This is a genomic window from Terrabacter koreensis, assembly GCF_054783315.1.
Genome location: NZ_BAAGQU010000005.1, coordinates 762868 through 788864, shown reverse-complemented (window position 1 = coordinate 788864; position 25997 = coordinate 762868). Strand labels below are relative to the sequence as shown.

The 25997-nt window shown below is 72.6% G+C and carries 27 protein-coding genes; 8 read left to right on the top strand and 19 right to left on the bottom strand.

Features of this window, described 5'->3' with window-relative positions; translation table 11 throughout:
- Window positions 1-28: 28 nt before the first annotated feature.
- Together ACYVNR_RS15955 and ACYVNR_RS15950 are read right to left on the bottom strand one after the other, a co-directional pair.
- The gene (locus tag ACYVNR_RS15955; RefSeq protein WP_461049270.1) at window positions 29-334 is read right to left on the bottom strand and encodes a hypothetical protein; all 306 of its coding nucleotides are present in this window, start codon (window positions 332-334) and stop codon (window positions 29-31) included.
- Window positions 335-523: 189 nt separating this feature from the next.
- Entirely contained in the window at window positions 524-1006 is a 483-nt protein-coding gene (locus ACYVNR_RS15950; protein ID WP_461049268.1) for an NUDIX hydrolase, read from the bottom strand.
- A 106-nt stretch (window positions 1007-1112) separates the two neighbouring features.
- On the opposite strand from ACYVNR_RS15950, the gene ACYVNR_RS15945 reads away from it, so the two are divergent.
- A complete protein-coding gene (locus ACYVNR_RS15945; protein WP_461049266.1) occupies window positions 1113-1676 on the top strand; it encodes a methyltransferase family protein in 564 nt (187 codons plus the stop codon).
- A gap of 10 nt (window positions 1677-1686) precedes the next feature.
- Entirely contained in the window at window positions 1687-2652 is a 966-nt protein-coding gene (locus ACYVNR_RS15940; protein WP_461049264.1) for a 1,4-dihydroxy-2-naphthoyl-CoA synthase, read from the top strand.
- Window positions 2653-2662: 10 nt separating this feature from the next.
- On the opposite strand, the gene ACYVNR_RS15935 is transcribed toward ACYVNR_RS15940, so the two are convergent.
- Window positions 2663-3691 (bottom strand): alpha/beta hydrolase, encoded by a 1029-nt coding sequence (locus ACYVNR_RS15935; protein ID WP_461049263.1) that lies wholly within the window; start codon window positions 3689-3691, stop codon window positions 2663-2665.
- A gap of 197 nt (window positions 3692-3888) precedes the next feature.
- Here ACYVNR_RS15935 and ACYVNR_RS15930 point away from each other — a divergent pair, with 197 nt between their 5' ends.
- The 5 genes from ACYVNR_RS15930 (at window position 3889) to ACYVNR_RS15910 (ending at window position 9447) form a co-directional block, all read left to right on the top strand.
- Window positions 3889-5535: an MFS transporter gene (locus tag ACYVNR_RS15930; protein WP_461049261.1), complete on the top strand. Its 1647-nt coding sequence runs from the start codon at window positions 3889-3891 to the stop codon at window positions 5533-5535.
- Window positions 5536-5662: 127 nt separating this feature from the next.
- Window positions 5663-6841 carry an o-succinylbenzoate--CoA ligase gene (menE, locus tag ACYVNR_RS15925; protein WP_461049259.1) on the top strand — a complete coding sequence of 393 codons (1179 nt, stop codon included), beginning with the start codon at window positions 5663-5665 and terminating at the stop codon, window positions 6839-6841.
- A gap of 47 nt (window positions 6842-6888) precedes the next feature.
- Window positions 6889-7173: a PLD nuclease N-terminal domain-containing protein gene (locus ACYVNR_RS15920; RefSeq protein WP_045187336.1), complete on the top strand. Its 285-nt coding sequence runs from the start codon at window positions 6889-6891 to the stop codon at window positions 7171-7173.
- Window positions 7174-7192: 19 nt separating this feature from the next.
- Window positions 7193-8068, top strand: coding sequence for a 1,4-dihydroxy-2-naphthoate polyprenyltransferase (locus ACYVNR_RS15915; protein ID WP_461049257.1), 876 nt, complete (start codon window positions 7193-7195; stop codon window positions 8066-8068).
- 149 nt (window positions 8069-8217) lie between these two features.
- Window positions 8218-9447, top strand: a complete 1230-nt coding sequence (locus tag ACYVNR_RS15910) for a flavin-containing monooxygenase (protein WP_461049255.1) — start codon at window positions 8218-8220, stop codon at window positions 9445-9447.
- A gap of 6 nt (window positions 9448-9453) precedes the next feature.
- On the opposite strand, the gene ACYVNR_RS15905 is transcribed toward ACYVNR_RS15910, so the two are convergent.
- From ACYVNR_RS15905 to ACYVNR_RS15875, 7 genes are all read right to left on the bottom strand, one after another.
- Window positions 9454-9747 (bottom strand): DUF4229 domain-containing protein, encoded by a 294-nt coding sequence (locus ACYVNR_RS15905; protein ID WP_045187024.1) that lies wholly within the window; start codon window positions 9745-9747, stop codon window positions 9454-9456.
- A gap of 12 nt (window positions 9748-9759) precedes the next feature.
- Window positions 9760-10773 (bottom strand): c-type cytochrome biogenesis protein CcsB, encoded by a 1014-nt coding sequence (gene ccsB / locus ACYVNR_RS15900; RefSeq protein WP_461049252.1) that lies wholly within the window; start codon window positions 10771-10773, stop codon window positions 9760-9762.
- A complete protein-coding gene (gene resB / locus ACYVNR_RS15895; protein WP_461049250.1) occupies window positions 10773-12461 on the bottom strand; it encodes a cytochrome c biogenesis protein ResB in 1689 nt (562 codons plus the stop codon). The genes ccsB and resB overlap by 1 nt, the downstream gene beginning before the upstream one ends.
- 1 nt (window position 12462) lies before the next feature.
- On the bottom strand, window positions 12463-13206 hold the full coding sequence (locus ACYVNR_RS15890) for a cytochrome c biogenesis CcdA family protein (RefSeq protein WP_461049248.1): 744 nt from the start codon (window positions 13204-13206) through the stop codon (window positions 12463-12465).
- A gap of 5 nt (window positions 13207-13211) precedes the next feature.
- Window positions 13212-13826 (bottom strand): TlpA family protein disulfide reductase, encoded by a 615-nt coding sequence (locus ACYVNR_RS15885; RefSeq protein WP_461049246.1) that lies wholly within the window; start codon window positions 13824-13826, stop codon window positions 13212-13214.
- Window positions 13826-14494, bottom strand: coding sequence for a histidine phosphatase family protein (locus ACYVNR_RS15880; protein ID WP_045187029.1), 669 nt, complete (start codon window positions 14492-14494; stop codon window positions 13826-13828). The genes ACYVNR_RS15885 and ACYVNR_RS15880 overlap by 1 nt, the downstream gene beginning before the upstream one ends.
- 134 nt (window positions 14495-14628) lie before the next feature.
- Entirely contained in the window at window positions 14629-16251 is a 1623-nt protein-coding gene (locus ACYVNR_RS15875) for an HNH endonuclease signature motif containing protein (protein WP_461049243.1), read from the bottom strand.
- A 100-nt stretch (window positions 16252-16351) separates the two neighbouring features.
- On the opposite strand from ACYVNR_RS15875, the gene ACYVNR_RS15870 reads away from it, so the two are divergent.
- Window positions 16352-16969 (top strand): LysE family transporter, encoded by a 618-nt coding sequence (locus ACYVNR_RS15870; RefSeq protein WP_458801626.1) that lies wholly within the window; start codon window positions 16352-16354, stop codon window positions 16967-16969.
- Window positions 16970-17042: 73 nt separating this feature from the next.
- Here the strand turns inward: ACYVNR_RS15870 and ACYVNR_RS15865 are convergent, their stop codons facing one another.
- The 9 genes from ACYVNR_RS15865 to ACYVNR_RS15825 all read right to left on the bottom strand — a co-directional run bounded on the left by ACYVNR_RS15865 (window position 17043) and on the right by ACYVNR_RS15825 (window position 25833).
- Complete coding sequence (locus tag ACYVNR_RS15865) at window positions 17043-17663, bottom strand: antibiotic biosynthesis monooxygenase (protein WP_082080644.1); 621 nt, start codon at window positions 17661-17663, stop codon at window positions 17043-17045.
- Between the two features lie 150 nt (window positions 17664-17813).
- Window positions 17814-19151 (bottom strand): glutamate-1-semialdehyde 2,1-aminomutase, encoded by a 1338-nt coding sequence (gene hemL / locus ACYVNR_RS15860; protein WP_458801628.1) that lies wholly within the window; start codon window positions 19149-19151, stop codon window positions 17814-17816.
- 60 nt (window positions 19152-19211) lie between these two features.
- Window positions 19212-19697: a MarR family winged helix-turn-helix transcriptional regulator gene (locus ACYVNR_RS15855; RefSeq protein WP_045187045.1), complete on the bottom strand. Its 486-nt coding sequence runs from the start codon at window positions 19695-19697 to the stop codon at window positions 19212-19214.
- A 35-nt stretch (window positions 19698-19732) separates the two neighbouring features.
- Window positions 19733-20698 carry a porphobilinogen synthase gene (hemB, locus tag ACYVNR_RS15850; RefSeq protein ID WP_461049240.1) on the bottom strand — a complete coding sequence of 322 codons (966 nt, stop codon included), beginning with the start codon at window positions 20696-20698 and terminating at the stop codon, window positions 19733-19735.
- Window positions 20699-20708: 10 nt separating this feature from the next.
- The gene (locus ACYVNR_RS15845; protein WP_461049238.1) at window positions 20709-22358 is read right to left on the bottom strand and encodes a bifunctional uroporphyrinogen-III C-methyltransferase/uroporphyrinogen-III synthase; all 1650 of its coding nucleotides are present in this window, start codon (window positions 22356-22358) and stop codon (window positions 20709-20711) included.
- Entirely contained in the window at window positions 22355-23323 is a 969-nt protein-coding gene (gene hemC / locus ACYVNR_RS15840; RefSeq protein WP_461049236.1) for a hydroxymethylbilane synthase, read from the bottom strand. Before hemC ends, ACYVNR_RS15845 begins: the two co-directional genes overlap by 4 nt.
- The gene (gene hemA / locus ACYVNR_RS15835) at window positions 23320-24702 is read right to left on the bottom strand and encodes a glutamyl-tRNA reductase (protein ID WP_461049234.1); all 1383 of its coding nucleotides are present in this window, start codon (window positions 24700-24702) and stop codon (window positions 23320-23322) included. The genes hemC and hemA overlap by 4 nt, the downstream gene beginning before the upstream one ends.
- Window positions 24699-25382, bottom strand: a complete 684-nt coding sequence (locus ACYVNR_RS15830) for a redox-sensing transcriptional repressor Rex (protein ID WP_045187060.1) — start codon at window positions 25380-25382, stop codon at window positions 24699-24701. Before ACYVNR_RS15830 ends, hemA begins: the two co-directional genes overlap by 4 nt.
- A 187-nt stretch (window positions 25383-25569) precedes the next feature.
- Window positions 25570-25833, bottom strand: coding sequence for a glutaredoxin family protein (locus ACYVNR_RS15825; protein ID WP_045187063.1), 264 nt, complete (start codon window positions 25831-25833; stop codon window positions 25570-25572).
- Window positions 25834-25997: the final 164 nt, after the last annotated feature.

The window sequence follows — 25997 nt, the reverse complement described above, 5'->3', positions numbered from 1 at the left end:
TCATCACCGACGGACCTTCCGGCACCGGTCAGCGCACGGGGAACGCCTCGTGGCGGTCGTGGGTGGGGTCGGGCTGCGCCACCGGCCCGCGAGCCGTCGGGCTCGAGACGGGCTGGTCGTCGGGCCGGTCGTCGGGCTGGCTGTCGAGCCGGTCGTCGAGCCGGGGCTCGGCGCGATGGCGACGCCTGCCGACGTGGCAGGACCGCCGACCGTCGTGCATCCAGCCGAACGCCCAGACGAGACCGATGAGCCACCAGAGGCCGTGGCCCGAGGCGCCGAGCGAGATCGCGATGAGGGCGATGCCGGCGACGATGAACGTGCGTGGGACGAACACGATGACCTCCGTTGCTCCGCCGGACCACCCGGCGTGCCTCCACGCTAGGCACGGAGCGCACCCACTCCCTGCGTCCCCTGTCACGACCTGCCCCTGACAGATGTCACCCCGACGCGGCCCGACGGGTGCCAGCCCGACCGACAGCCCGACCGACAGCCCGTCCGGCGCCGGGCCGACTGCGTCCGAAAGTCAGCGTCCCAGCCGCACGTCTGCCGGGTTGTCGGCCGCCACCGTGATGCGCTCCCGGTGCAGGTCGGCCATGGTTGGGAGCGCGTCGAGCGCGAACCAGGCGGCATCAGTGGACTCGTCGTCGCCGGGGCGTGGCTCGCCCTCGACCCAGCGGCACCGGAACGTGTGGTCGAGGTACTGCCCGAGGTCACCGTTGACGTGCGTGACGACGCCGGTGGCGGCGACCCAGACGAGCCGCTCCACCTCGGCGACGACGCACGCCTCCTCCTCGACCTCTCGCACGGCGGTGACGTGGGGGTCCTCGCCGGGGTCGACGATGCCGGTCACGGGGGTCCACTGGCCGTTGTCGGAGCGCTTCACGAGCAGGACCTCGTCCACGCCGCGAGCGCCCTCGCGCAGCACGACCGCGGTGATGCCCGGCATCCACAGCAGCTCGGTGCCGACCATGGATCGTAGGTGCAGGACGTAGGGAGGGATCGGCATGCCGCCACGCTAGCCGCACGACGCGGACCCTTCCGGCCCGGCCGACCGCCGCGCAGCCGTAGCGTGGTCCCGAGAGGCGGTGGCACCGACCGCACAGGAGGAAGCGATGGACGCCCGGTCCGCAGCCCTCGGCACGACGGTCTTCGCCGCCGTTCCGGCCACCATGGGTGGGGCGGTCCCGTGGCTCGTCGGGGCCTCCGCGCGCGACGCCTGGGCCACGTCGACGGCGGGCACCGTCGCCGGCTGGCTGCTCGTCGCCCTCGGAGTCGTAGCGCTCGCAGCATCGTTCGTCCGCTTCGCCCGCGACGGCCTCGGCACCCCCTCGCCCACCGCCCCGACCGAGCACCTCGTCGTCACCGGCCCGTACCGCTTCGTGCGCAACCCGATGTACGTCGCCGTGCTGGCGGTCATCGTGGGCCAGGCGCTGCTGTGGCGCAGCGTCGCCGTCCTCGCGTATGCCGGCCTCTTCGTCGTCGCGGTCACCGCTTTTGTCGCGCTGTACGAGGAGCCGACGCTGCGCGAGGCGCACGGCGAGGAGTACGCCCGCTATGTCGCCACCGTGCCGCGGTGGCTGCCCCGCCCCGGCCGCGTGTGGCCGCGCGGGACCGGAACCTCACCCCACCCAGGCGACCCCGAGGTGTGTGTCCGGCCACACGCGGCGCGCGCGTAGGCTGCCCGCCGTGAGCACCGAACGCGCGACCGTCTCCGAGACCTTCGACCCCTCCGAGTGGGACGAGGTGCCGGGCTTCGACCTCACCGACATCACCTACCACCGGCGCCGCCCCGTCGAGGGCCGCCCGCACGCCGAGTCGGGCGTCGTCCGCATCGCCTTCGACCGACCCGAGGTGCTCAACGCGTTCCGCCCCCACACCGTCGACGAGCTCTACCGCGCGCTCGACCACGCCCGCATGACCCCCGACGTCGGGGTCGTGCTCATCACCGGCAACGGCCCCAGCCCCAAGGACGGCAAGTGGGCCTTCTGCTCGGGTGGCGACCAGCGCATCCGCGGCCGCTCCGGCTACCAGTACGCGACGTCGCCCGACGCCGACGCCACGTCCGCCGGGATCGACGAGGCGCGGGTCAAGGCCCAGGGCGGTCGCCTGCACATCCTCGAGGTGCAGCGCCTCATCCGGACCATGCCGAAGGTCGTCATCGCCGTCGTGGGCGGCTGGGCGGCCGGGGGCGGCCACTCGCTCCATGTCGTGTGCGACCTCACGATCGCGAGCCGCGAGCACGCCCGGTTCAAGCAGACCGACGCCGACGTGGGCAGCTTCGACGCCGGCTACGGCAGCGCCTACCTCGCCAAGATGGTCGGCCAGAAGTTCGCCCGCGAGATCTTCTTCCTCGGCCGCACTTACTCCGCCGAGGACATGCACGGGATGGGCGCGGTCAACATCGTCGCCGACCACGCCGACCTCGAGGCCGAGGCGCTACAGGTCGCGAGCGAGATCATGGGCAAGAGCCCGCAGGCGCAGCGCATGCTGAAGTTCGCGTTCAACCTCACCGACGACGGGCTCATGGGCCAGCAGGTCTTCGCCGGTGAGGCCACCCGCCTCGCGTACATGACCGACGAGGCCGTCGAGGGCCGTGACCAGTTCCTCGAGAAGCGCGACCCCGACTGGTCCCCGTTCCCCTGGTACTTCTGAGCCGCACGGCTCAGAGGGACAGCATCAGGTGCACCGTCGCGTCGACGACCTGCCGCTGCGCCTGGGTCCGTGACACCGTCGGCGACCCGTCGCCCGGCTGCTGGCCGTAGTCGCCGAAGAACGAGTGCACGGCCCCCTCGACGCGGGTGTATGCCGTCGTGCGGGGCAGCAGGGCCCGGCCGGCCGCGACGTCGGCCGGGGTCGTGAACGCGTCGCGCGTTCCGCTCACCGAGGCGACCTGCAGCTCGGTGCGGCCGGCGAGGGACTGGTCGGGGTAGGAGGCCCAGAGCACGAGGCCCTTGACGAGCCGCGGGTTGTCGAGCGCGAACCGCGCCGCCGCGACCCCGCCGAGGCTGTGGCCACCGACGGCCCAGAACTTCACCTCGGGGTGCTCGTCGACGAAGGACTGCGGTGCCGTGGTGGCGAGCAGGCCGATGTCGAAGGGCTGCTTGACGACGACGACCAGCACCCCTTGCCTCGACACCTGCGAGAGCATCGGGACGTACGCGCGTGGGTCGACGCGAGCGCCGGGCTGGAACACCAGCCCACGATCCGGGGTGCCCGCCCTCGGCGCGATCGTGATGCTTGCGGCAGCGTCGATGACACGCACGTCGGAGCCACCCACGAGGGACGAGACGGCGGAGGGGGTCGCGGCGAAGGGGCGCAGCCAGACGAGGGCGCCGAGCACGACCACGGTGGCGACGACCCCCAGGACCTGTCCGACCACTCGCACCGAGCGCGACCGGCGACGGTGGCGCCTCCGGTCGTCCGGTTTGTCGTTGACGAGCAGGACGACGCCGACGAGACCGCTCGCGGCGAGCGCGATGACGTGGGCCGGGTTGCCGGACAGCAAGATCGGCCGGTCCAGGAGGAAGAGCACGAGCGGCACGACGAGCCAGACGACGCCCAGCACGAGACCGAGGCGCGTGCGAGACCGTCGGCGGGCGACGGCAGCCGAGCCCTCGGCCCCCTCGTTGCCACCGACTCCCTCGTCGGCCCCTCCGACCCCCTCGAAACCCGCGTCCCCCACGGTTCTCACCCGTCGAGCGTAGCGAGGGCGCGGAGGACGATTCGGTCATCGTCACGGGCGATTTCAGGAGTCCGTCGGCGCGTGCCCGGGGCGGCGCGGCCGTTGCCCGGCCCGAGCGGAGCCTCGACCTTTGGACCGGCCAACGGCCTGCCACCGGGTCCGGTGTCGCTCCACCCCCGGGCCCGCCGAGGGGGCAGGATGAAGGGGTGGGACCTCGCGACGACAGGAGCGCCGGCAGTGGACGCCGCGCGCCCGCGAGCGACGACCCGGTGCTGCGCGCGGCGGAGAGCGGTGCGGATCCCGATGTGCCCGAGGGGGGCCGACCCGCGAGCTTCCGCCAGCCACCGCGCACCACCGCCCTGAACGCGACCCGCGCCATCGGACGGGGGCTGGGGCGTGCGGCGACCGGGACCGCACGCGCCACGGCCCGAACCGGCCGCTTCGCCGCGACGAAGGCACACGCGTTCACGCACTCGGGTGGCGCCGGGGAGACGGGCCTGGCCCGCGTCACCGAGCTGCACGCGAGCCACACCGCCGGCGACACGATCATGACGCTGGCCCTCGCCGGCACGCTGTTCTTCAACCCCCAGACGGCACAGGCACGCGGCGACGTCGCGACGTTCCTGCTCCTGACGATGGTCCCGTTCGTCCTCGTCGCCCCGCTCATCGGGCCGCTGCTCGACCGCTTCTCGCACGGCCGCCGCTGGGCCATCGGCACGACCCTCGCGTCACGCGCCTTCCTCTGCTGGGTGCTGGCCGAGGCGGTGAACAACGACAGCAGCTGGCTCTTCCCCGCCGCCCTGGGCTGCCTCGTCGCGTCCCGCGCCTACAACATCACCCGCGCCGCCGCCGTGCCCCGTCTGCTGCCCGCCGGCACGACGCTCGTCCGGGCCAACTCCCGCGTCTCGATGGCCGGGGTCGTGGGGGCGGTCGTCGGCGGCGCGCTCGGTGGGCTCGGCATGCTCGCCGGTCCGGCGTGGGCACTGCGCATCGGGTTCGTCGTGTTCGTCGTCGGCACCGTGCAGGCGATCCGCCTGCCGGCCCAGGTGGACTCATCGGCCGGTGAGGTGCCCATCGGGGACACCGCCCCGATCGCGGTCCGGTCCCCGCACGCGCCCCGACGGCTCGATCCGGGCGGGCCCGACTCGCTCAGGGGCACCCGGCGTGGGTGGACCTCGGACGGCGCCGGACGGCATACGCCCGCGGAGCACGAGGCCCTCACCGTCGACTCGCTCGGCCCCGTCGGCCGCTTCCGCCGGCGCAAGCAGGCGATCCCGTGGCCGGTCATGCACGCCATGTGGTCGACGGGCGGCACGCGGGTGCTCACCGGCTTCCTCATCATGTTCATGGCCTTCCTCGCCAAGGAGCACCCGATCGACGGGTTCCGCGGCGAGCTGGTGCTCGCCTTCATCGCCGTGGGGATCGGGGTCGGCAACGGCCTCGGCAGCGTCGTCGGCAACGTCGTGCGCGACCAGCGACCCGAGCGCATCGCGATGGTGTCGGTGCTCGCGGCCACGCTCAGCTGTCTCGCCACCGGGATCTGGTACGGCGTCTGGACGCTCGTGGTGCTCGGGCTCGTGCAGGGGCTCTCCGCGCAGCTGGCCAAGCTCTGCTTCGACGCCCTCGTGCAGCGCGAGGTCCCCGAGAACGTGCGGACGTCGGTCTTCGCGTGGTCCGAGACGATGCTGCAGGTGCTCTGGGTCGTCGGCGGCGCGCTCGGCATCGTGCTCCCGCTCAACCCCTACGTGGGCTTCCCGGTGTGCGCGGCGGCGCTCGTGTGGACCGTCTTCATGGCCGCCCGGCAGCGGCACCGGGCACGACCTGCTCGCTCCGCTCGCCGTCCTGCCCACTGACCCGGGAGGCTGTCGAGAGCTCTCCGGCCGGAGAGGCGGCAACGCGCAGGTTTCCGACCCATCACGCAGGGCCGCGGTCGATGGGTCGTGTCCGAGGCGAGCCGAGACCGCAGGCACAATGGGGTCCATGACGGCGCTGCAGCTGCTTCCGGTCCCTGCCGGACCGGACGTCCTCGACGTGCTGCCCGCCCTGGAGAACGCGCTCGCCGGCCGGTCGCCGGTGCTGCCGTATGCCGCCGCCGACGCCCCGCCGTCCGTGCCGTCCCACGACCCCTCCGACCTGCCCGACGGCCTCGCGGTCGCGATCGGGACGTCGGGTTCCACGGGTCGACCCAAGCGCGCCCTGCTCACCGCCGAGGCGCTCGAGCGCTCCGCGTGGGCGACCCATCAGGTGCTCGGTGGCAGCGGCGCCTGGCTGCTGGCGATGCCGGCGCACCACATCGCGGGTCTCCAGGTGCTCCTGCGCTCCGTCGCTGCCGGTGTGTCGCCGACCGTCCTCGACCTGCGCGACGGCTTCTCACCCCGGGCCTTCGCAGCAGCGGCGGCGGCCGTGCGACCGACGGGGTCGGCTCGGCGTCGCTACACCTCCCTCGTGCCGACCCAGCTGACGCGGCTCGTCGACGATCCTGAGGGCCTCGAGGCGCTGCGCGGGTTCGACGGCGTGCTCGTGGGTGGCGCTGCGACCCCGGGCGCCCTCGTCGAGCGGGCACGCGACGCCGGGGTGAACCTGAGCCTGACCTACGGCATGAGCGAGACGGCGGGCGGCTGTGTCTACGACGGCACGCCGCTGCCGGTGAGCCGCATCCACGTCGACAACGACCGGCACGTCGTGCTCGGTGGCGACACCGTCGCCCACGGCTACCTCGGCGGACCGGTCCTGAGCCGCGACGCCTTCACCGTCGACCTCGACGGCGTCCGCTGGTTCCGCACCGATGACCTCGGCCACTTCGACGACGACGGCCTGCTCGTGATCGACGGGCGAGCCGACGACGTCATCAACACCGGAGGCCTCAAGGTGAACCCGGGGGTCGTCGAGGACGCCATGTCGCGGCACCTCGACGACGTGCTCGACGTCGTGGTCGTCGGCCTGCCCGATCCCGAGTGGGGCGAGTCCGTCTGCGCCGCAGTGACGCTCGTCGACCCGACGGGGCACCTGACCACGGGGCAGGTGCGGGAGCGGCTGCGCGACATCCTGCCCGACGCAGCCCTGCCGAGGCGCGTGCTCGTGCTCCCGGCGATCCCGCAGCGCGGCCCGGGGAAGCCTGACCGGTCGGCCATCCGACGCGCTGTGCAGGGCTCCGCCTGAGCGGTGGCAAGATGGGGGTGTCCACCCGGTCGACGAAGGAGATCAACGTGCCACGCGTCGTGCTCGTCGCCCTCGTGGTCTTCGCCTCGATCTACGCCTTCGTGGACTGCGTGCAGACCAACAGCCGTCTCGTGCGCATCATGCCGAAGCCGGTCTGGCTCCTCGCCACCCTCGTCCCGGTGCTGGGGCCGATCTTCTGGCTGGTCGCCGGCCGCAGCGACGCCCGCGGCGGCCCCGCCCCGCGCGGTCCCGGGCGCCAGCCGCCCGGTCCCCGTGGCCCGGCGGGCCCGCGTGGCCCCGACGACGACCCCGACTTCCTCCGCAAGCTGTAGAAGGACTCCCCCAGACCCCATGGCCACCTTGTCCCAGTGGATCGAGGGCGCTCGTCCACGCACGCTGCCTGCTGCCGTCTCCCCCATCCTCGTCGGCACCGGCGCCGCCTACCAGACCGGTCACGTCGTCTGGGCGTATGCCGTCCTCGCCCTCGTCGTCGCCCTCGCCCTCCAGGTCGGGGTCAACTACGCGAACGACTACTCCGACGGGATCCGCGGCACCGACGAGGTGCGCGTCGGTCCGGTCCGGCTCGTGGGGCAGCGCCTCGCCGCCCCTCGCTCGGTCAAGATCGCCGCGTTCTCGTGCTTCTTCTTCGCCGCGCTCATGGGGCTGGCGCTCGTCGGGCTCTCCGGCCTCTGGGTGATGATCCCCATCGGCGCGGCTGCCATCGTCGCGGCGTGGTACTACACGGGCGGCTCCCGGCCCTACGGCTACCTCGGGCTGGGCGAGGTGTTCGTCTTCGTCTTCTTCGGGCTCGTCGCCACGCTCGGCACGATGGCGACCATGACGCCACCCACCGCCGCGGGCTGGTGGGGCGCCATCGGCGTGGGCGCCCTGTCGTCGGCGATCCTCGTGGCCAACAACCTGCGCGACATCCCCACCGACCGCGAGCACGGCAAGCGCACCCTCGCGGTGCGCATGGGCGAGTCCGGCACCCGTTGGTTCTACGTCGCCCTCGTCGCCGTGGCCTTCGTGATGACCGGCCTCGCGTCCTTCACCTCGCCGTGGGCGCTGCTCGCGCTGCTCGCCGCACCGCTGGTGCTCAAGCCGATGCAGGCCGTGGTGGGCCGGGCCACGGGGCGCGGTCTCATCCCCGCGCTGGCCGGCACCGGGCAGTTCCTGCTGGCCTGGTCGCTGCTCCTCGCCGTCGGGCTCGCAGCCGGCCGCGCCTGACCTGATGCCCCGGCGGGTCGAGGTGATCCGTCGCGACCCGGCGCGACGGCATACCGTCGCGACCCGGCGCGACGGCATACCTCGACCCCTCCTCGGCCCGTCGGTCCCGTTTCGCTGACGGCTCGCCGCGCGAGTGCCACCGTTGAGACGTGCACGAGGAGATCGACGTCGTCGTCATCGGTGCCGGGCAGGCCGGCCTCGCAGCGAGCCACGAGCTGGGCCTTCGCGGCGTCGCGCACGTCGTGCTGGAGGCGGAGTCGCCGGGCTCGTCGTGGGCCCACCGGTGGGACAGCTTCACCCTGGTGGGCCCGAACCACCTGCTGCTGCTGCCAGGGGCGCCCTACGAGGGTGATGACCCCGACGGCTTCATGTCGCGCGAGCAGATCACCCGCCACCTCGAGGACTACGCTTCGCGCCTGACCGCGCAGGTGCGACACGGCACTCCCGTCCGCGCGCTGCGTCCGGGACGGGACGGCGGCTACGACCTCGAGACCGACGACGGCACCGTGCGCAGCCGCGTGGTCGTCGTCGCCACCGGCGCCTACCAGCGCCCGAACCTGCCTGCGGCCGTGCGGTCGCTTCCCGCCCGATCGGCGTGCGTCGACGTGTCGCAGTACCGCAACCCCGCCGCGCTCCCCGACGGTCAGGTGCTCGTCGTCGGCTCGGGTCAGAGCGCGTGCCAGATCGCCGAGGAGCTCGCCGAGGCCGGTCGCGACGTCGTCATGGCCTGCGGCCGGGCGCCCTGGTTCCCGCGGCGCACCGCAGGACGCGACGTCTTCGAGTGGCTCCTCGACACCCCGTTCTTCGACCAGCGGGTCACCGACCTGCCGTCGCCGGCCGCACGGCTCGGCGCCAACCCACAGGTCACCGGCCGCGACGGCGGGCACGACCTCAGCTTCCGCACCCTGCACGGCCTCGGGGTGCGCCTCGGTGGCCATCTGGTCGGCGCGGACGACACGACCGTCCACCTGGCGCCCGACCTCGAGGCGACCCTCGCGATGTCCGACGCGGCCCACGACGGCATCCGCGACCTCATCGTCGCGTCCTGCGCGCGGGCGGGTCGGACGCCGCCGGACGTGCCCGACCCGGGCCCGTTCGCACCGCGGGCCGTCGAGAGCGTCGCCGTACGCGACCTCGGCGCCGTCGTCGTCGCCGCCGGGTTCCGCAGCCGCTACGCCGAGTGGATCGACGTGCCGGGCCTCGTCGACGAGCAGGGGTTCCCCCGCCACGACGACGGCGAGAGCCTGGTCGCGCCCGACCTGCACTTCGTCGGGGTGCACTTCCTGCGGAGCCGGCGCTCGGCGCTGCTCTTCGGCGTCGGCGACGACGCGCGCGTCACTGCGACGAGGATCGCCCTGAGGCTCGGCCTCACGGCGTGACGATGATCAGCGCCCGGGGCTGCGCGGGCCGTCGTACCCGGCGTCCTCGGCGTCTTCGGCCGCCTCGTCGCTCGTCGGGTCGGCCTGCAGACGGCGACCCTCGACCTTGGCCTCGTGGCGCTCGACGAGCTTCGCCGTGATCTCGTCGCGCATGCCCCGGAGCAGGATGTACGAGGCGGCCGCGGAGGCGATAGCCGCGAGGCCGAGGAGCAGCCACGGCTGGTCGCGCAGGCCGATGAGCCAGAAGAGGAAGAAGAACCCGAAGAAGATCAGGATTCGCAGCAGGGTGTAGCGGACCACGGTTTCAGACCCTCAGCTCATGCCGGAGTAGTTGTGCATGCCGACGAACGTCGACACGAGGTTGACCAGGGTGAAGTTGATGATGACGGACACGTAGCCGGCGAGCGCGATGTACATCGACCTGCGCGGGTCGACACCGGCCGTGGCGCGACCGTGCATGTAGGCGGCGTAGACCGTCCAGATGACGAAGGTCCACACCTCCTTGGGGTCCCACTGCCAGTAGGCGCCCCACGCCTGCTTCGCCCAGATGGCGCCTGCGATGAGGGTGAACGTCCAGAGGATGAAGCCGACCATGTTGAGGCTGTACGCCGTCCGCTCGAGCGCCGCTGCCGACGGCAGGGACTCGAGGACGCCGGGCTTCGCAGGCGGCTTGTCCTCGCGGCGCAGGCGCACGAGGTAGAGGACGCCGATGGCGAAGGCAAGGGTGAAGAACGCGACCGCGAGGAACGCGACGGAGACGTGGATGCCGAGCCAGTACGACTTGAGGGCCGGCATGAGCTCGCCGGCCTCCGTGTAGAGCACGGTGAGGGACAGGCCGAGCACGAGGAGGATCGGGGTGACGATGAAGACGCCCAGCCACTCCCAGCGGTTGCGCCGGGCCAGCACGCTGTAGGCGACGCCGACAGCGGCAGCCGCAGCGGTCGCGAACTCGAACATGTTGCCCCACGGCGGACGCGACACCGCGACGCCGCGCATGACCACGGACGCGACGAGCAGCGCCGTCGCGAGGTAGGTCAGCATCAGCGCGATGCTCCCCCGCTGCCGGCTGCGGAGGCTCTCCTCGAAGGCCGGCCCGGCGGCGTACGGGGTCGCGGGGCGACGCTCGGCGGGTGCCGGAGCCCCTGCCGCCGCTCCCGCGCCGACGAGCTCGCGCTCGGCGACGGTCGACTCGGCGAGGACCTTGGACTCGGCCACCTTCGGCGCGCGCGCGGCGAGGTGCCACGTGAACGCGAGCATGGCGAGCGTGTAGACGATCATCGACGCGTAGAGCGCGATGTTGGCGTTGGCGGCGAGCGAGTTCGGCACTAGCTTTCGGTCCGTTCTGCGGGGCGGTCGGGCTCGGCGGTCGCGGTGGCGGTGTCGATCGTCGTGTGGAACGCGGTGACGATCGCCGTCACGATCGCGGCCAGCCCGGGGTCGGAGTCCTTGGAGAGGCCACCGATGGTCACCACGGTAGCCGGTGAGCCCGCACGACCCCCAGCGCCACCGTCGGTGGCCGTCGGGTCGGCGGCAGGGCGGACGCGCACGAAGACGCGTCGGCGCTTGATCGTGAGGCCGAGGATCAGGCCCAGCGTGGCGAGGATCGCGCTGACCAGGCTGATCGGGGCCCCGGGGTCGGTGCGCACCGAGAGGCCGGCGAAGCGCTTGACGTTGTCGAAGGTGATGGACCCCCGGTCGTCCGGGAGCTGGTAGGTCTGGCCCGGCTTGAGACGGACCAGGGCGGGCGACCCGTCGGCCTTGGTCACCTGCTTCATCTCGTCGGTGTTGAGCGTGTAGACCGACTGCGGCGCGCCGCCCGGGAAGAGGTTGCCCTCCCACACCGACAGGGCGAGCTCGGGGTTCTTGGCGTCGGGGAAGATCGACGCCGGGCCGTTGGCGAAGGTGGGCTCGGCGGTCGGCAGGAAGAAGCCGGTGAAGCCGAGCTGCTTCGGCGTCGCGGACGGCACCTTGATGACGCCGAGGGAGCGGTAGTTGCCGTCCTGCGGCAGGAAGGGCGTCGCCTCGCGGTAGAGGACGGTGCCCTTGGCGTCGCGCACCGTGACGACCGGCGTGTAGCCGTTGCCGAGCAGGAAGATGTCGGCGCCGTCCACGGCGATCGGGTGGTTGACCGAGACGGTCTCCTCGCTGGCCGGCGAGCCGGGGTCGCGCTGGAGCCGCGTCTGGGCATCGAAGAGGCGCGGCTGCCCGAAACCGCGACCGGGCGTCTCGTTGAACTCCACGTGGAGCTTGTCGAGCGAGAGCACGAACGGCGGCAGGCTCTCGGTGTCGACCCAGGGACCGGGCGAGATCGTGTTGTACGTGCCCGCCGACGACGCGAACTTGTCGCCCTCGGCGAGGATGATGTCGCCGCGCCAGCCGAACACGTGGCCGACGGCCATGCCGATGATGATGCCGGTCAGCGCGAGGTGGAAGAGCAGGTTGCCCGTCTCACGCAGGTAGCCGGACTCGCCGGACAGGCTCACGCCGTCGTGGGAGTGGAGTCGGAACCGCTTGCGCTTCAGGGCGGCACGCGCGACCTCGAGGGCCTCGTCGGGCGACAGCGAGGTCGTCAGCTCGGCGTGCTCGTCGAGGCGGTGCAGTCTCGCCGGCGCCTTCGGGGGCCGCGCCCGAAGCGCTGCCACGTGCACCTTGGTGCGCGGCACGATGCAGCCGACCAGCGAGATGAAGAGCAGCAGGTAGATGGCGGAGAACCACACCGACGCGTAGACGTCGAAGAAGCCGAGGCGGTCGAGCCACGGGCTCGTCGTGGGGTTCTGGGCGATGTAGTCGGCGACCCGGCCGGCGTCGATGTTGCGCTGCGGGAAGATCGACCCCGGCACGGCCGCGATGGACAGCAGGAGCAGCAGGAAGAGCGCGGTGCGCATGCTCGTCAGCTGGCGCCAGCCCCACCGCAGCAGCTCGAGCGGTCCCAGATCGGGCAGCGCCGGCTCGGGGCGCTGGTCCTTGGCGCGGCCCTTGCCCTTGCGCGGCTTCACGGGTGTGTCGGTGGTCATCTCAGATCGCCACCTGGAAACCGTTGACGAGGCGCACCTGGAGCCAGACCACGACCGTCTCCCACACCCCGGTCAGCATGAGCAGGCCCACGACGACGAGCAGCAGGCCGCCGACGGTCTGCAGCACGCGGCGGTGACGACGCAGCCAGTCGCTCGCGCGCCCCGCCCGCTCCCACAGCGCGGCCATGAGGACGAACGGCAGCCCCAGCCCGATCGAGTAGACCGCGGCGAGCGCAAGCCCCCGGCCGATCGACCCGGACTCGGCCGAGATCGGCGCCGCCATCGCCTGGATCGCCCCGAGCGTCGGGCCCATGCAGGGCGACCAGCCGACGGCGAACGCCGCGCCGAGCAGGGGCGCGCCGGCGAGACCAGCACGCGGTCGCCAGCTCACCGGGACGGCATACGACCGGCCCACGCCGAGGAAGAGCACACCCATGACGAGCACGACCGCGCCACCGATCCGGAGCAGCACGCTCTGGTGCTCGCGGAAGGCGAGGCCCACGGCCGAGACCGCTGCCGCCGCGATGAGGAAGACGACGGTGAAGCCGAGCACGAAGAGCAGCGCCCCCAGCACGAGCCGGCCTCGGGAGCGCTTCTCGAGCGACACGTCCGACAGGCCGGTGACGTAGCCGAGGAAGCCTGGCACCAGCGGTAGCACGCACGGCGAGGCGAACGAGACGAAGCCGGCCACGAGGGCGACGGCCGCCGCGACGAGCAGCGAACCGGTAGCGATCTCGGAGCCCACGGGGGTCAGGCCTTCCCGGTGAGCACGTCGTCGACGAGCCCCAGGAGAGTCGTCGTCGAGACCGGCCCCGAGACGCGGGCGGCGATGCGGGCCTCACCGTCGAGGACGAGCGTGGTCGGGGTCGCCGACGCCTTGCCCTGGAGGGCGAGCAACGGCACCCCGCCGTCGTAGGCGAGCGAGGGATAGGTGACCTTGTTGGCAGTCTGGAAGGCGAGCCCGGTCTCCGGGGACTCGAGCTTGTCGAGGCCGATGAACTCGACCTTCTTGCCCTTGGCCTGGACGGTCTCCCACGCCTTCTGCAGGGCCGGGGTCTCCTCGATGCACGGTGGGCACCACGAGCCCCACACGTTGACGACGAGCACCGTGCCGGCACGCTCGGCGATGTCCCACGGCTTGCCCTCGAGCGTGGTGCCGCTCAAGCGCACGGGCTCGCCGCGCTCGGCCACGGGCACCTGCTCGATGGAGCCGTCACCCGCGACGTAGCCCTTGCGGTCACCCGAACGGGCCTGGTCGGCCACGGAGTTCGGGTCGGACGAGCACGCCGCGGCAAAGGTCACGAGACCACCGGCCATGGCGACGGCGCCCCACCGCAGTGCGGTGCGTCGGTCGACGTGCTCCATCAGGCGCCCACGCTCTTGCTCGCGCCGACGAGCAGCGAGGCCGCCGGCTCCGAGTACGTGATCGAGGCCAGCTCGTCGCCCTGGTAGGTCAGCGACGTGAGCGAGGCGAGAGTGCACTCGCGCTTGCGGGGGTCGTGCCACAGGCGGCGACCCTCGAGCTTGTTGCGCACGGTCCAGACGGGCAGCTGGTGGCTGACGATGACGGCCTCGTGCCCACGTGCGGCATCGCGCGCGTCGGCGATGGCCGCGAGCATGCGGACCGCGATCTGCTCGTAGGGCTCACCCCACGACGGCTTGGTCACGTCACGGAACAGGTGCCAGTTGCGCGGGTGGAGGAGCTCGCCGGCGCTGACCCCACGGCCCTCGAACCGGTTCTCGGACTCGATGACCCGCGGGTCGGTGCGGATCTCGACGTCGTGGTCGGCCGCGATGGGGGCGGCGGTCTCCTGCGCCCGTTCGAGGGGGGACGCGACGACGCACGTGATGTCGTTGGTCGCCAGATGGGCCGCGACGAGGCGGGCCATGTCGGTGCCGAGGGAGGAGAGGTGGAAGCCGTCGAGGCGCCCGTAGAGGACGCCCTCCGGGTTGTGGACCTCACCGTGTCGCATGAGGTGCACGACCGTGAGGTCGTCGGCGCGCGCCGCCGCCCCGTCCGTGCTCTGACCCATGGGCGACAGTCTCTCAAACGTCGTGCTCAGGACCGAATCCGCACCCGCTCCTGTGCGCCCCCTGTGACCCGTCCCACGGCGCGTGCACACATGCCGCTGACCCCGCCGGGGTCGGGGCGGGGTGCGGGGCGGGGTCATCTGGTGTGCCAGGTGACCCCGGTCGCGGTGACGGTCGCGGTGAGGCCGTGCTGGTGGACGTGGGTGTGGTGGTGGGGGCAGAGCAGGGCCCCGTTGGTCAGGTCGGTCCTGCCCCCGCGGTGCCACGGGACGACGTGGTGGGCCTCGCACCAGGTCGCGGGCACGGTGCAGCCGGTGAAGCTGCAGCCCCGGTCGCGGGCGATCAACGCGAGGCGCTGGCTGTAGGTGAAGAGCCGTTCGCGGTAGCCGACGTCCAACGGTGCCCCGTCCCGGCCCAGGACCACGGGGATGATTCCCGCGTCGCACGCCATCCGCCGCACCACCGACGGTGAGAGCACGTCCCCGGTCAACGTCATCCCGGCCCCCTTGCCGGCCCCCTTGCCGGCGCCCAGGGTGTTCTCGAGGTCGGCGGTGAGGGTGTCGTAGTCGATGAGGACGACGACCTTGGCCTTCTCGGTGACCGGGACGCCGCGGGCGGCCGCGACACCCCGTTGCGTGATGGTGAGCAGGGCGTCCATCCGGCGCCGGGCCGGGGTGCGCTCGTCGGGCGCGGTCGTGTGGCCGTGCTCGTCCTTGACCGGACGCGGCGCGGCGAGCGGGTCGATCGCGGCCTGGAGGATCGCGGCGCCCTCGGGGTCGAGCATCCCGCGCAGCCCCACCATCCCGGTCTTCGTCGGCGGGGTGAACCACAGGCCGCGGGCCTGGCGTCGCCCGTGGTCCAGCGAGTCCTCGTCCCGCGGCGGCCGGACCTGCTCGGTGTGGTGCCGGGCCAGGCGGGCCAGCTCCTCCGGCCGCAGCACCCCCGCCTGCGCCGTCAGGTCACCGATCGCGGTGGCCAGGTCGTCGGGGTCGGCGACCGGCGCGACCCGCTCCTGGAACTCGATGACCTGCGCCGCGTTGCCCACCGTGACCTGCTGCGTCGCCACGAGCATCCGCAACCTGGCCCACCGCCGGTCGGCCAGTGCCGTCCCGACCGTCACGAACGCCTTCGCCTGCCCGGCCGTCAGGGACGCATCGAGACTGCGGAGCCAGTCGACCCGCGACAACCCACCCGGCGCGTCCACCCCCCGCGCGACCAGCTCGGACACCAACGTCACCAACGTGACCTCCAGCCCCCGCCGCTGCACCGCGACCCGCTCCGTCGCCGCCACCAGCGCGGCTTCCGGGTGCCCGCCCAGCCCGACCCCGAGGCTCGCCTCCAGCGTCACCGCCTCCGTCGCGTGCCAGCTCGCAGTCTGGCCCTCGCCGCTGAGGACAACTTTGGCCTCGATGCGCTCCTCGATCGACTCGGTCCACGCCGGGTCGTTGACCATCTGCTCGAAATCGGGCGGGTCGGTCCAGCGCACGTCGCGCAGGTCGATCGAGTCCAGCTCCTCTGCCGTCAGCCCGGCCCAGGCCCCTCGAGGCTGCGCCGCCGGCCGCGCGGCCGGCGCCTCACGCCGCGTCCTGACCCGACCCCGCGCGGAAGGTGCGCGCGACCCAGACGACGCAGACGGCATACGCCCCGAGAACAGTTGCCAGAACCCGGCCTCGGCCGCGCCACCCGCCGCGCGCTGACGCTCCTCGAGGTCAGCCAGCCGGCTCCTCAGGAGCTCGAGCGTCGACGGTTCCGGTGCCATGAGTCGAACATATGTGCTACCACCGACAGCGCTCCGCCGGCGAACGCAGCGCACGGACGCCGAATCCGTTCCGACCCGTGGCCGACCTACACTCGCGATCGTGTCGTGGTCACTCTGGTTCACCCTCGTCGCCGCCAGCGCGCTGATCTCGTTCACCCCGGGCGCCGGAGCCGTCAACACCATGGCCAACTCCCTCGGGTCGGGCTGGACCCGCTCGATCTGGGGCATCCTCGGGCAGCAGGTGGCACTGCTCGCCCACATCGCGATCGTCGCCGCGGGTGTCGGGGTGCTGGTCGCGGGCTCGTCCGTGCTCTTCAACGTCATCCGTTACGCCGGCGCCGCGTACCTCGTCTTCCTCGGCGTGCGGCAGTTCCGCTCACGCGCTGCTGCTGCCAGGGTCGGCGAGCTGCAGCACGAGCCCGCCTGGTCGATGTTCCGCCGCGGGCTGCTCGTCAACCTCACCAACCCGAAGGCCGTCGTCTTCTTCCTCGCCTTCACGCCGCAGTTCATCCGCCCCGAGCAGCCGTTGCTGATGCAGTACGCCGTGCTTGCCGCGACGGTGGTCGCCGTCGACGTGGTCGTCATGTGGTTCTTCTTCGCCGCGGCCGCGCGTGGCCTGGGCCGGCTGACCGAGCGCGAGTCGGGGCAGCGCACCCTCAACCGGGTCTTCGGCGGACTCTTCGTGGGTGTGGGAGTGCTCCTCGCGGCCGTCCACTAGCCCGCGGCGCACCGGCAGCCATGCCGATGGCGCCACCTGATCGGGCGGCGCCATCGACGAATCAGCCTGCCAGTCAGACCATCTCAGGCACGTCGAGGTGCGCGATGGCGAGCGAGAACTCGCCTACCTCCATGATGCGCAGCCCCGTCTCGGCCGCGAGGTCGGCGCGCATCCCCATGGCTGCGTTCCGGTTCGCCATCATCGCCTCCGTCGAGTCGTATGTCGCTGTCACGCAGGCCCGCCCGGAGGCACGGTCGACGAACATGCTGGCGCTGCAGAAGCCCTCCAGCTGCTCGACGCGGGGCATGATCCCCATCCGGAACGCATCCATGACGCGGTCGATCGAGCCGGGGTCGGCCTCGGTCCACGTGATGCGGGCGCAGCAACCGTCGGCGGCCCGGTGGTCGCGGTGCAGGTAGGCGATCTCCCACTCGTCGACGCTCGCCTCACCTCCGAGCATCTCCGCAGCCTGGGTGCGCAGCGGCTCGACCATGCTGGCCGTGGCCCGCATCGCGTCCTCGTCACGCCAGGCGGTCGTCACGATGCAGCGGCCGCTCGTGCGGTCGGCCACCATGGACAGGCCGATGCACCCGTCCATCTCCCTGACCCGCGGCATCACCACGTCCTGCACGTGCGCGATTCCGGTCTCGATCATGCCGGGACGGCCCATGACCGTCGTGGAACGTGCGTGCACGGCCCACCTCCCTCGGTCGAGGCAGCGCCCGGACGGCGCCGCCGTCACCGTCCAGACTCCTCTCCCGGGCCCGCCCCGACAATGCCCTGCCGCTCCCGAGGGCGTATGCCGTCGGGCCGGCACCGCGGGGCCGCGCGGCCACGTCGTGGCTCAGTCGGCCGTGGCCGCGGCACGGGCTGCCGCGGGCAGCGCGCCGATGACGTGGTCGACCGCCTCGTCGTCGTGCGACGCGGACACGAACCACGACTCGAAGGCGCTCGGCGGCAGGTGCACGCCCTGGCTCAGCATCGAGTGGAAGAAGCGGCGGAAGGCCGCGGTGTCCTGGTCCTTGGCCTCGTCGTAGCCCATGACGGCGCCGTCGCGGAAGAAGACGGAGAACATCGAGCCCGCCCACTGGATGGTGTGGGGCACCGAGGCCGCCGTGAGCTCGCTCGCGACGGCGTCCGCGATGGCGTGCGCCACGGTGTCGAGCCGCTCGTAGACGGCGGGGGTGCAGCCCTGCAGGGTGGCGAGACCGGCCGCGGACGCGACGGGGTTACCGGACAGCGTGCCGGCCTGGTAGACAGGCCCCTGCGGAGCGAGCAGGGCCATGACATCTGCCCGCCCGCCGAAAGCTGCAGTCGGGAACCCGCCACCCATCACCTTGCCGAACGTGAACAGGTCGGGGGCCCCGGCGGCATACGGCCCCTCGAGCCCGTAGAAACCCGAGGCGCTGCAACGGAACCCGGTCATCACCTCGTCGGAGACGAGCAGTGCGCCGTGCGCCTTGGTGATGCGCAGCAGGCCCTCGGTGAAGCCGGGTGCGGGTGGCACGACCCCCATGTTTCCGGGGGCCGCCTCGGTGATGACGGCCGCGATCTCGTGGCCACGCTCCGCGAAGGCGGCCTCGACCGCGCCGAGGTCGTTGTAGGGCAGCACGATCGTCTCGCCGGCGCTCGAGCGCGGCACCCCGGCCGAGTCGGGAAGGGCGAAGGTCGCGACACCCGAGCCGGCCGAGGCGAGCAGCGCGTCGACGTGCCCGTGGTAGCAGCCCGCGAACTTCACGATGACGTCGCGACCGGTGAAGCCGCGCGCGAGGCGGATCGCCGACATCGTCGCCTCGGTGCCCGAGTTGACGAGGCGCACCTGGTCGACGGGCTCGACCCTCGCGACGATCTCCTCGGCGAGGCGGACCTCGTTCTCGGACGGCGTGCCGAACGAAAAGCCGCGTGCCGCAGCGCTGTTCACTGCAGCGAGGACGTCAGGGTGTGCGTGCCCGAGGATCATCGGACCCCAGGAGCAGATGAGGTCGACGTAGCGCTTGCCGTCGGCGTCGGTGAGCCACGGACCCGACCCGCTCGCCATGAAGCGCGGCGTGCCGCCGACGGCGCGGAAGGCACGGACCGGGGAGTTGACGCCGCCCGGGATCACCTCGCTCGCCCGCGCGAGGAGCGCGGCGGACGCCGGGGCGTCGGGGCTGGTCTGGACGGGGGCGGGCTGCGAGCTCATGGGTCCCATCCTCTCAACCCCCGGCGTACGCGTACGCCCTGGGCCCGTCGGGCCGTCAGCTCAGCGGCCGCTGACTCCCTCGGGGTCGAGGTGGTCGCGCACGATCGCCATCGCGTCGCCGATGGCGCTGAACTGCGCCGGCGTCATGATGTCGACGAGGTTGTCGCGCACGCTCTGCACGTGCACGCGCGCGATCTCGCGGACAGCCGTGAGTCCTCCCGTCGTCAGCACGAGCTCGACACCGCGGCGGTCGTCGGCGCACTGCTCGCGCGTCACCCAGCCCCGGTCCTCGAGGCGCTTCGCCGTGTGGGTCAGCCGGCTGCGCGACTGCACCACCATCGCGGCGAGCTCGGACATCCGCAGCCGGTGGTTCTGGCTCTCGGAGAGCATCGAGATGATCTCGTACTCGCTCAGCTGGAGCCCGGCGTCGCCCAGCGCGTCGTCGAGCGCGCGCTCGAGCAGACGGGTGCCGCGCAGGATGGCCCGCCACGACGCCTGCTCGGCGTCACTGAGCCACTGCACCCCGTCATCCCCCGTAATTGCCATGTCAACCTCCTGCGACGTACCAGATGGTAGTGGTCTCAGGCGATCCAGTCCGGCACGTCGAGGGCGAAGTACGTGAGGATGACCTGTGCGCCGGCCCGGCGGATCGACGTCAGCGACTCGACGGCGGTGGCGCGCAGGTCGATCCAGCCGTTGGCGGCAGCGGCCTGGATCATCGAGAACTCGCCCGACACCTGGTAGGCGGCGACCGGCACCGACGACCGCTCGGCGGCCGCCGCGACGACGTCGAGGTAGGACATCGCCGGCTTGACCATCACCAGATCGGCGCCCTCGGCGATGTCGAGGTCGATCTCGCGCAGCGACTCGACGATGTTGGCGGGGTCCTGCTGGTAGGTGCGGCGGTCGCCCTGCAGGCTCGACTGGACGGCCTCGCGGAACGGCCCGAAGAACGCAGACGCGTACTTCGCCGAGTAGGCGAGGATCACCGTGTCCATGAGGCCCTCCGCGTCGAGCGCCTCGCGGATGACGGCGACCTGGCCGTCCATCATCCCGCTCGGCGCGACGACGTGGGCGCCGGCGCGAGCCTGGGCGACGGCCATCCGGGCGTAGAGCTCGTTGGTGGCGTCGTTGTCGACCCGGCCCTGCTCGTCGAGCACCCCGCAGTGGCCGTGGTCGGTGAACTCGTCGAGGCACGTGTCGGCCATGACGACGAGGTCGTCGCCGACCGCGTCACGCACCGCGCGGAGCGCGACGTTGAGGATGCCGTCGGGGTCGATGGCGCCCGCGCCGGTGGCGTCCTTCTCCAGCGGCACGCCGAAGAGCATGATGCCGCCGAGGCCCTTCGCCACGCACTGGCGCGCGACGTCGACGACGCTCTCGAGCGTGTGCTGCTGGACGCCGGGCATGCTCTCGATCGGCCGGGGCTCGGTCAGGCCCTCCCCCACGAAGACGGGGAGCACGAGGTCGCGCGGGTGCAGCCGGGTCTCGGCGACGAGGGACCGCAGGACCGCGTTCTGGCGGAGCCGACGAGGACGCTCGATCACGGCGGGCCCGTCAGCGGGCGCGACGGCGCGAGGCCGGACGCTTGTCGCTGGGGCGCTGGACCGGCTGCCCCGCCTCGGCGGCCGCGACGGCGAGCCCGACTCCGTGCCCGGCCAGCGCGTCGACGAGTCTGACCGCCGACGCCTCGGGTGCAAGCACGTCGACCCGGAGACCGTGCTCCTGCGCCGTCTTTGCCGTGGCCGGACCGATGCAGGCGACCACCGTTGCGGCGTGGGGCTTTCCGGCGATGCCGACGAGGTTGCGCACCGTCGAGCTCGACGTGAAGACCACCGCGTCGTAGTCGCCGCCCTTGATCGCGTCTCGGATCGAGGCCGCAGGCGGGGCCGCGCGCACGGTGCGGTAGGCGGTGACGTCGTCGACCTCCCAGCCCATCTCGCGCAGACCCGCGACGAGCGTCTCGGTGGCGATGTCGGCGCGCGGCAGCAGCACGCGGTTGATCGGGTCGAGCACCTCGTCGAACTCGGGCCATACCTCGAGCAGGCCTGCGGCAGAGTGCTCCCCGCTCGGCACGAGATCGGGGTTGATGCCCCACTCGCGCAGCGCGTCGGCGGTGACGCCACCGACGGCAGCCACCTTCAGACCGGCGAAGGCGCGCGCGTCGAGACCGAACTCCTCGAAGCGCTCACGCACCGCTCGCACGGCGTTGACCGAGGTGAAGCCGATCCACTCGTAGCGACCGGTGACGAGGCCCTTGACGGCCTTCTCCATCTGCTGCGGGGTGCGCGGCGGCTCGACCGAGATGGTCGGGACGACGTCGGCGGTGGCCCCGTAGGCCGCGAGGCGCTCGACCATCGGGCCGGCCTGGGCCTGGGTGCGCGGCACGAGCACCTTCCACCCGAACAGCGGCTTGTTCTCGAACCACGCGAACTCGTCGCGCAGGCCGACGTTCGGCGACACGACGGCGAGCGAGACCTCGAGGGGCTCCTTGCCGGCGAACACGGAGTCGGCTTCGCCCAGCGTCGTCGCGACGGACGACTGGCGCACGGTGGTGCCGTTGGCCGAGAGCGCGACGAGAGCCTCCGCCGGTCGGCCGGCGGCGAGGAGCGCCGCGAGGGCGGTCCGGATCCCGTCGGTGCCGCCGAGCAGCACGAGCGTGTCGTCGTCGGCGGTGTAGGCCGACCAGTCGACGCTCGAGCGGTCGACGCCGACGACGTGGACGGCGCCGGTCGACTTCGAGGTCAGCGGCACACCGGCATACGTCGGGCCGGCCGTGAGCGCGGAGACGCCGGGCACGACGTCGAAGGTGATGCCGGCCTTGCGGCACGCACGCACCTCCTCGACGAGGCCGTTGAAGGTCGCGGGGTCGCCGTCCATGAGGCGCACGACGAGCCCGTTGGGGCCCACCGACTTCGCGGCCTTGACGACGAGCTTGGCGCGCACGGCGTGGGTCAGCTCCTGACCCTGCTCGCCGTGTCCGGCGTCGACGATCTCGACGTCGGGCCGGGCGTGCTCGAGCACGACGTCGTCGCGGGCGATCCGGTCGGTGACGACGACGTCGGCAGCGGCGAGCAGGTCGCGGCCGCGCAGCGTCATCAGACCGGGGTCACCGGGTCCGGACCCGACGAAGGCGACGCGAGCAGGGGTCGTCGCGTGGGTGGGAGTCGAGACCGTCTGCTCTGACGGCTGGCGGGAAGGAGTCACGAAACTTGCTCCGGTTGGTGTGGGGCGTGGTCTGGTGCGGGTCCAGCTGACGGTGAGACCTGGAGGTCGGCGGCGCCGTCCTCCAGAAGGACGTGGGCGAGTCGGGCGCCGAGGGCCTCGGGCTCCTCGTACGGGCCGACGAGCGAGCGGCGCAGCTCGACGGATCCGTTCTCGCTGCCGGCGAAGGCGCGGAGCGACAGCTCCAGGCCGTCCTCGCCCTCGACGACCTCGGCGAGCGCACCCACCGGCGCGGTGCAGCCGGCCTCGAGGGTGGCGAGGAGCGACCGCTCGGCGAGGACGCAGGCGCGGGTGTCGGCGTCGTCGAGCACGGAGACCGCTGCGACGACGTCGGCCCGGTCGGACCGGCACTCGACGGCCAGGGCGCCCTGACCGGGCGCGGGAAGCACCTGGATCGGGTCGATGACCTCGGTCGCCTCGGTGAGGCGGTCGAGCCTGGAGAGGCCCGCGCGGGCGAGGACGACGGCGTCGAGCTTGCCCGACATGACGAAACCGATTCTCGTGTCGACGTTTCCGCGAATGGGGCGGATGTCGAGGCCCAGACCGAGAGCCGCCAGCTGCGCGGTGCGCCGGGGGGACCCGGTGCCGACCACGGAGCCGGGAGGAAGCTCGCCCAGCGTGAGCCCGTCACGCGCCACGAGCACGTCGCGGCTGTCCTCGCGCACCGGCACTGCGGCGACGACGAGCCCCGGCTCGGGCGTCGTGGGGAGGTCCTTGAGCGAGTGCACGGCGACGTCGATGCGTCCGTCGAGCAGCGCGTGGCGGATCGCGGCCGCGAAGACGCCGGTGCCGCCGATGGCCGTGAGCAGCTCCCCCGAGACGTCGCCCTCGGTCGTGATCTCGACGATCTCGACGTCGTGGCCCGCGTCGCGCAGCCGGTCGGCCACCCAGCCGGACTGGGTGGTGGCGAGGGCGGAGCGGCGGGTGCCGAGACGCAGTGCGGTCATGACTGCCCTCGCTTCGGCGGGGTCGACACGTTGGCGACGTCCTTGGGCTCGAGGTCGAAGAGCTCGCGCAGCGCGGCGGCGTAGTCGTCGCCGCTGCCCTCCATCGCGAACTCCTTGACGCGCTTGGTCGGCGTGTGGAGCAGCTTCTCGACGATGCGGTGCACTGCGAGACCGACCTCCGCCCGGGTGGTCTCGTCGAGACCGGGCAGGCGCTGGTCGAGGCGGTCCATCTCGGTGGCGACGAGGTCGGCCGCCCGGGCCCGGAGCGCGGCCACCGTGGGCGCCACGGACTTCTCCATGCGGCGGGTGAGGTAGTCGGCGACCTCGCCGGTGACGAGGTCGCGCACGCGCACCACCTGCGTGGTGTCGGCGCGGCCCTCGAGGAGCAGCCCCAGAGCCTGCAGGTCGATGAGGGTCACGCCGGGCACGGGCCGTTGCCAGGTGTCGGCCGGCTCGACGTCGCGCGGCAGGGCCAGGTCGACGACGACCTGGGGCCGTGCGTCGCGCCGGGCAGCACCGTCGGCCAGCAGGTCAGCCGTGATCACGTGGCCCACCGCGCCGGTGCAGGTGATGACGAGGTCGCTCTCGGCGACGACGTCGCTGAGGTCGCTCCACGCGCGTGGCGTACCCGACGTGGCCTCGGCGAGACGCTCCGCGCGCTCGGGGGTGCGGTTGACGATGGTGAGCGACCGCACGCCCGCCCGGGACGTCGTTGCCGCCGCGAGCCCGCTCATGCCGCCGGCGCCGATGACCGCGGCGGACACGCCCTCGAGCGGGCCGAGCACCTCGGCGGCCTCCTCGAGCGCGATCTGCACGAGCGAGACGCTGTGCCGGTCGATGTCGGTGTCGGTGTGGGCGCGCTTGCCCACCCGGAGCGCGCGCTGGAAGAGCGCGTTGAGGGTCTCTCCCACCTGGCCGCGCTCCTGGGCGCCGGCGAGCGCGTCGCGCATCTGGCCGAGCACCTGCGCCTCACCCACGGCCATCGAGTCGAGGCCGCAGGCGACGGTGAACGCGTGGGCGACGGCGGCGTCGTCGTAACGGACGTAGAGGTGGTCGGCGAGTGCCTCGGCGCGCGCGGCGAGGGCGTCGGCCGGGTCGCCCGGAGGCAGCTCGACGGGGTCGCGCACGCCCTCGGGCTCCTCGATGCCGGCGGCGAGGGCGAGGGCCTCTCCGATGGCGGCGACGGCGGGGTGGAAGGCGGGCACCGAGGCGTAGACCTCGAGCCGGTTGCACGTGGAGAGCACGACGGCCTCGGTGGCGGTGGCCGAACCGAGCACGGACGACGCGATGGCAGCGGCGCGGTCGGGACGCTCGGAGAGCGCCTCGAGCACCGACAGCGGCGCGGTGTGGTGGGACAGTCCGATGACGAGCAGGCTCACGGGGCGACCACCGCCGACCGGAGGTCGCCCGCCGCCAGCGACTTGCGCTGGGCGTGGAAGGCGAGGATCTGCAGCTCGGTGGACAGGTCGACGCGGCGCACGTCGACGCCCTCGGGCACCGAGAGCACGGCGGGGGCGAAGTTGAGGATCGAGCTGATGCCGGCGCCGACGAGCGCGTCGCAGACGGCCTGCGCGGCAGGCGCCGGCGTCGCGATGACACCGATGGCGATGGGGTCGACCTGGTGGTGGTCGACGATCTCGCGCAGCGGCCGGATGCGCACCCCGACGACGCGCTCGTCCACGAGCGCCGGGTCGTCGTCGTAGAGGCCGACGATGCGGAATCCCTTGGTGACGAAGCCGGAGTAGGAGGCGAGCGCGTGCCCGAGGTTGCCCATGCCGACGATCGCGACGGGCCAGTCCTCGGTGAGTCCGAGCGCCCGCGAGATCTCGAGGGCCAAGGTCTCGACGTCGTAGCCGACACCGCGCACCCCGTAGGAGCCGAGGTGGCTGAGGTCCTTGCGCAGCTGCGCGGAGCGCACTCCGACCTCGGCTGCGAGCTCTTCGGACGAGACGGACAGGACGCCGTCCTCAGCGAGGCGCGAGAGCGTCCGAAGGTACTCGGGAAGCCGCGCGACGGTCGCGTCGGGGATCTCTCGACGCAGTGCAGGGTCGGCGGACACTCTTGCTCACCGGCTCCTCTCAGCGAGGCGTTCGGGTCGGGACCGAGCCGAACGCGGAGCACGTGGGGACCTGTTCAGGCTAGACGTTTGTGAAGCCATGCACAAAGTTGACTTTCGGGGACTTACCACGGCATGGGACGCGCCCTCGAGGCAGGTCGCCGTCCGCGGGCCCGGCCGCCCGCCCGGCTCAGCGGAGGGCAGCGCGCAGGCGGGCCTCGTCGACCCGCCAGAACTCGTGACGTCGCCCGTCGACGAAGGTCACCGGGATCTGCTCGGCGTAACGGCGCAGCAGGTCGGGGTCGTCGTCGATCGACTGCTCCGACCAGGCCACGCCGAGCTCGGAGGTGACGCGAGCCACGACCTCACGGGCCTCCTCGCACAGGTGACAGCCGGGGCGTCCGAGCAGGACCACCCGTGGCGCACCCCCGGCATCGGGCTGCTGGATCGTCATGCGACCACTCTAGGCGCGCACTCTAGGCGCGCGCGGCGCGGACGGCCGTGCCGTCGACACCTGCCGGGACTGGTGGGGCGAACGCGTACCGGTGAGTAGGTCATGCGCCACAAATGCCGATCGATCTCCCAGATGGGGCCCGCTTCCGCCAGACTGTCTCCAAT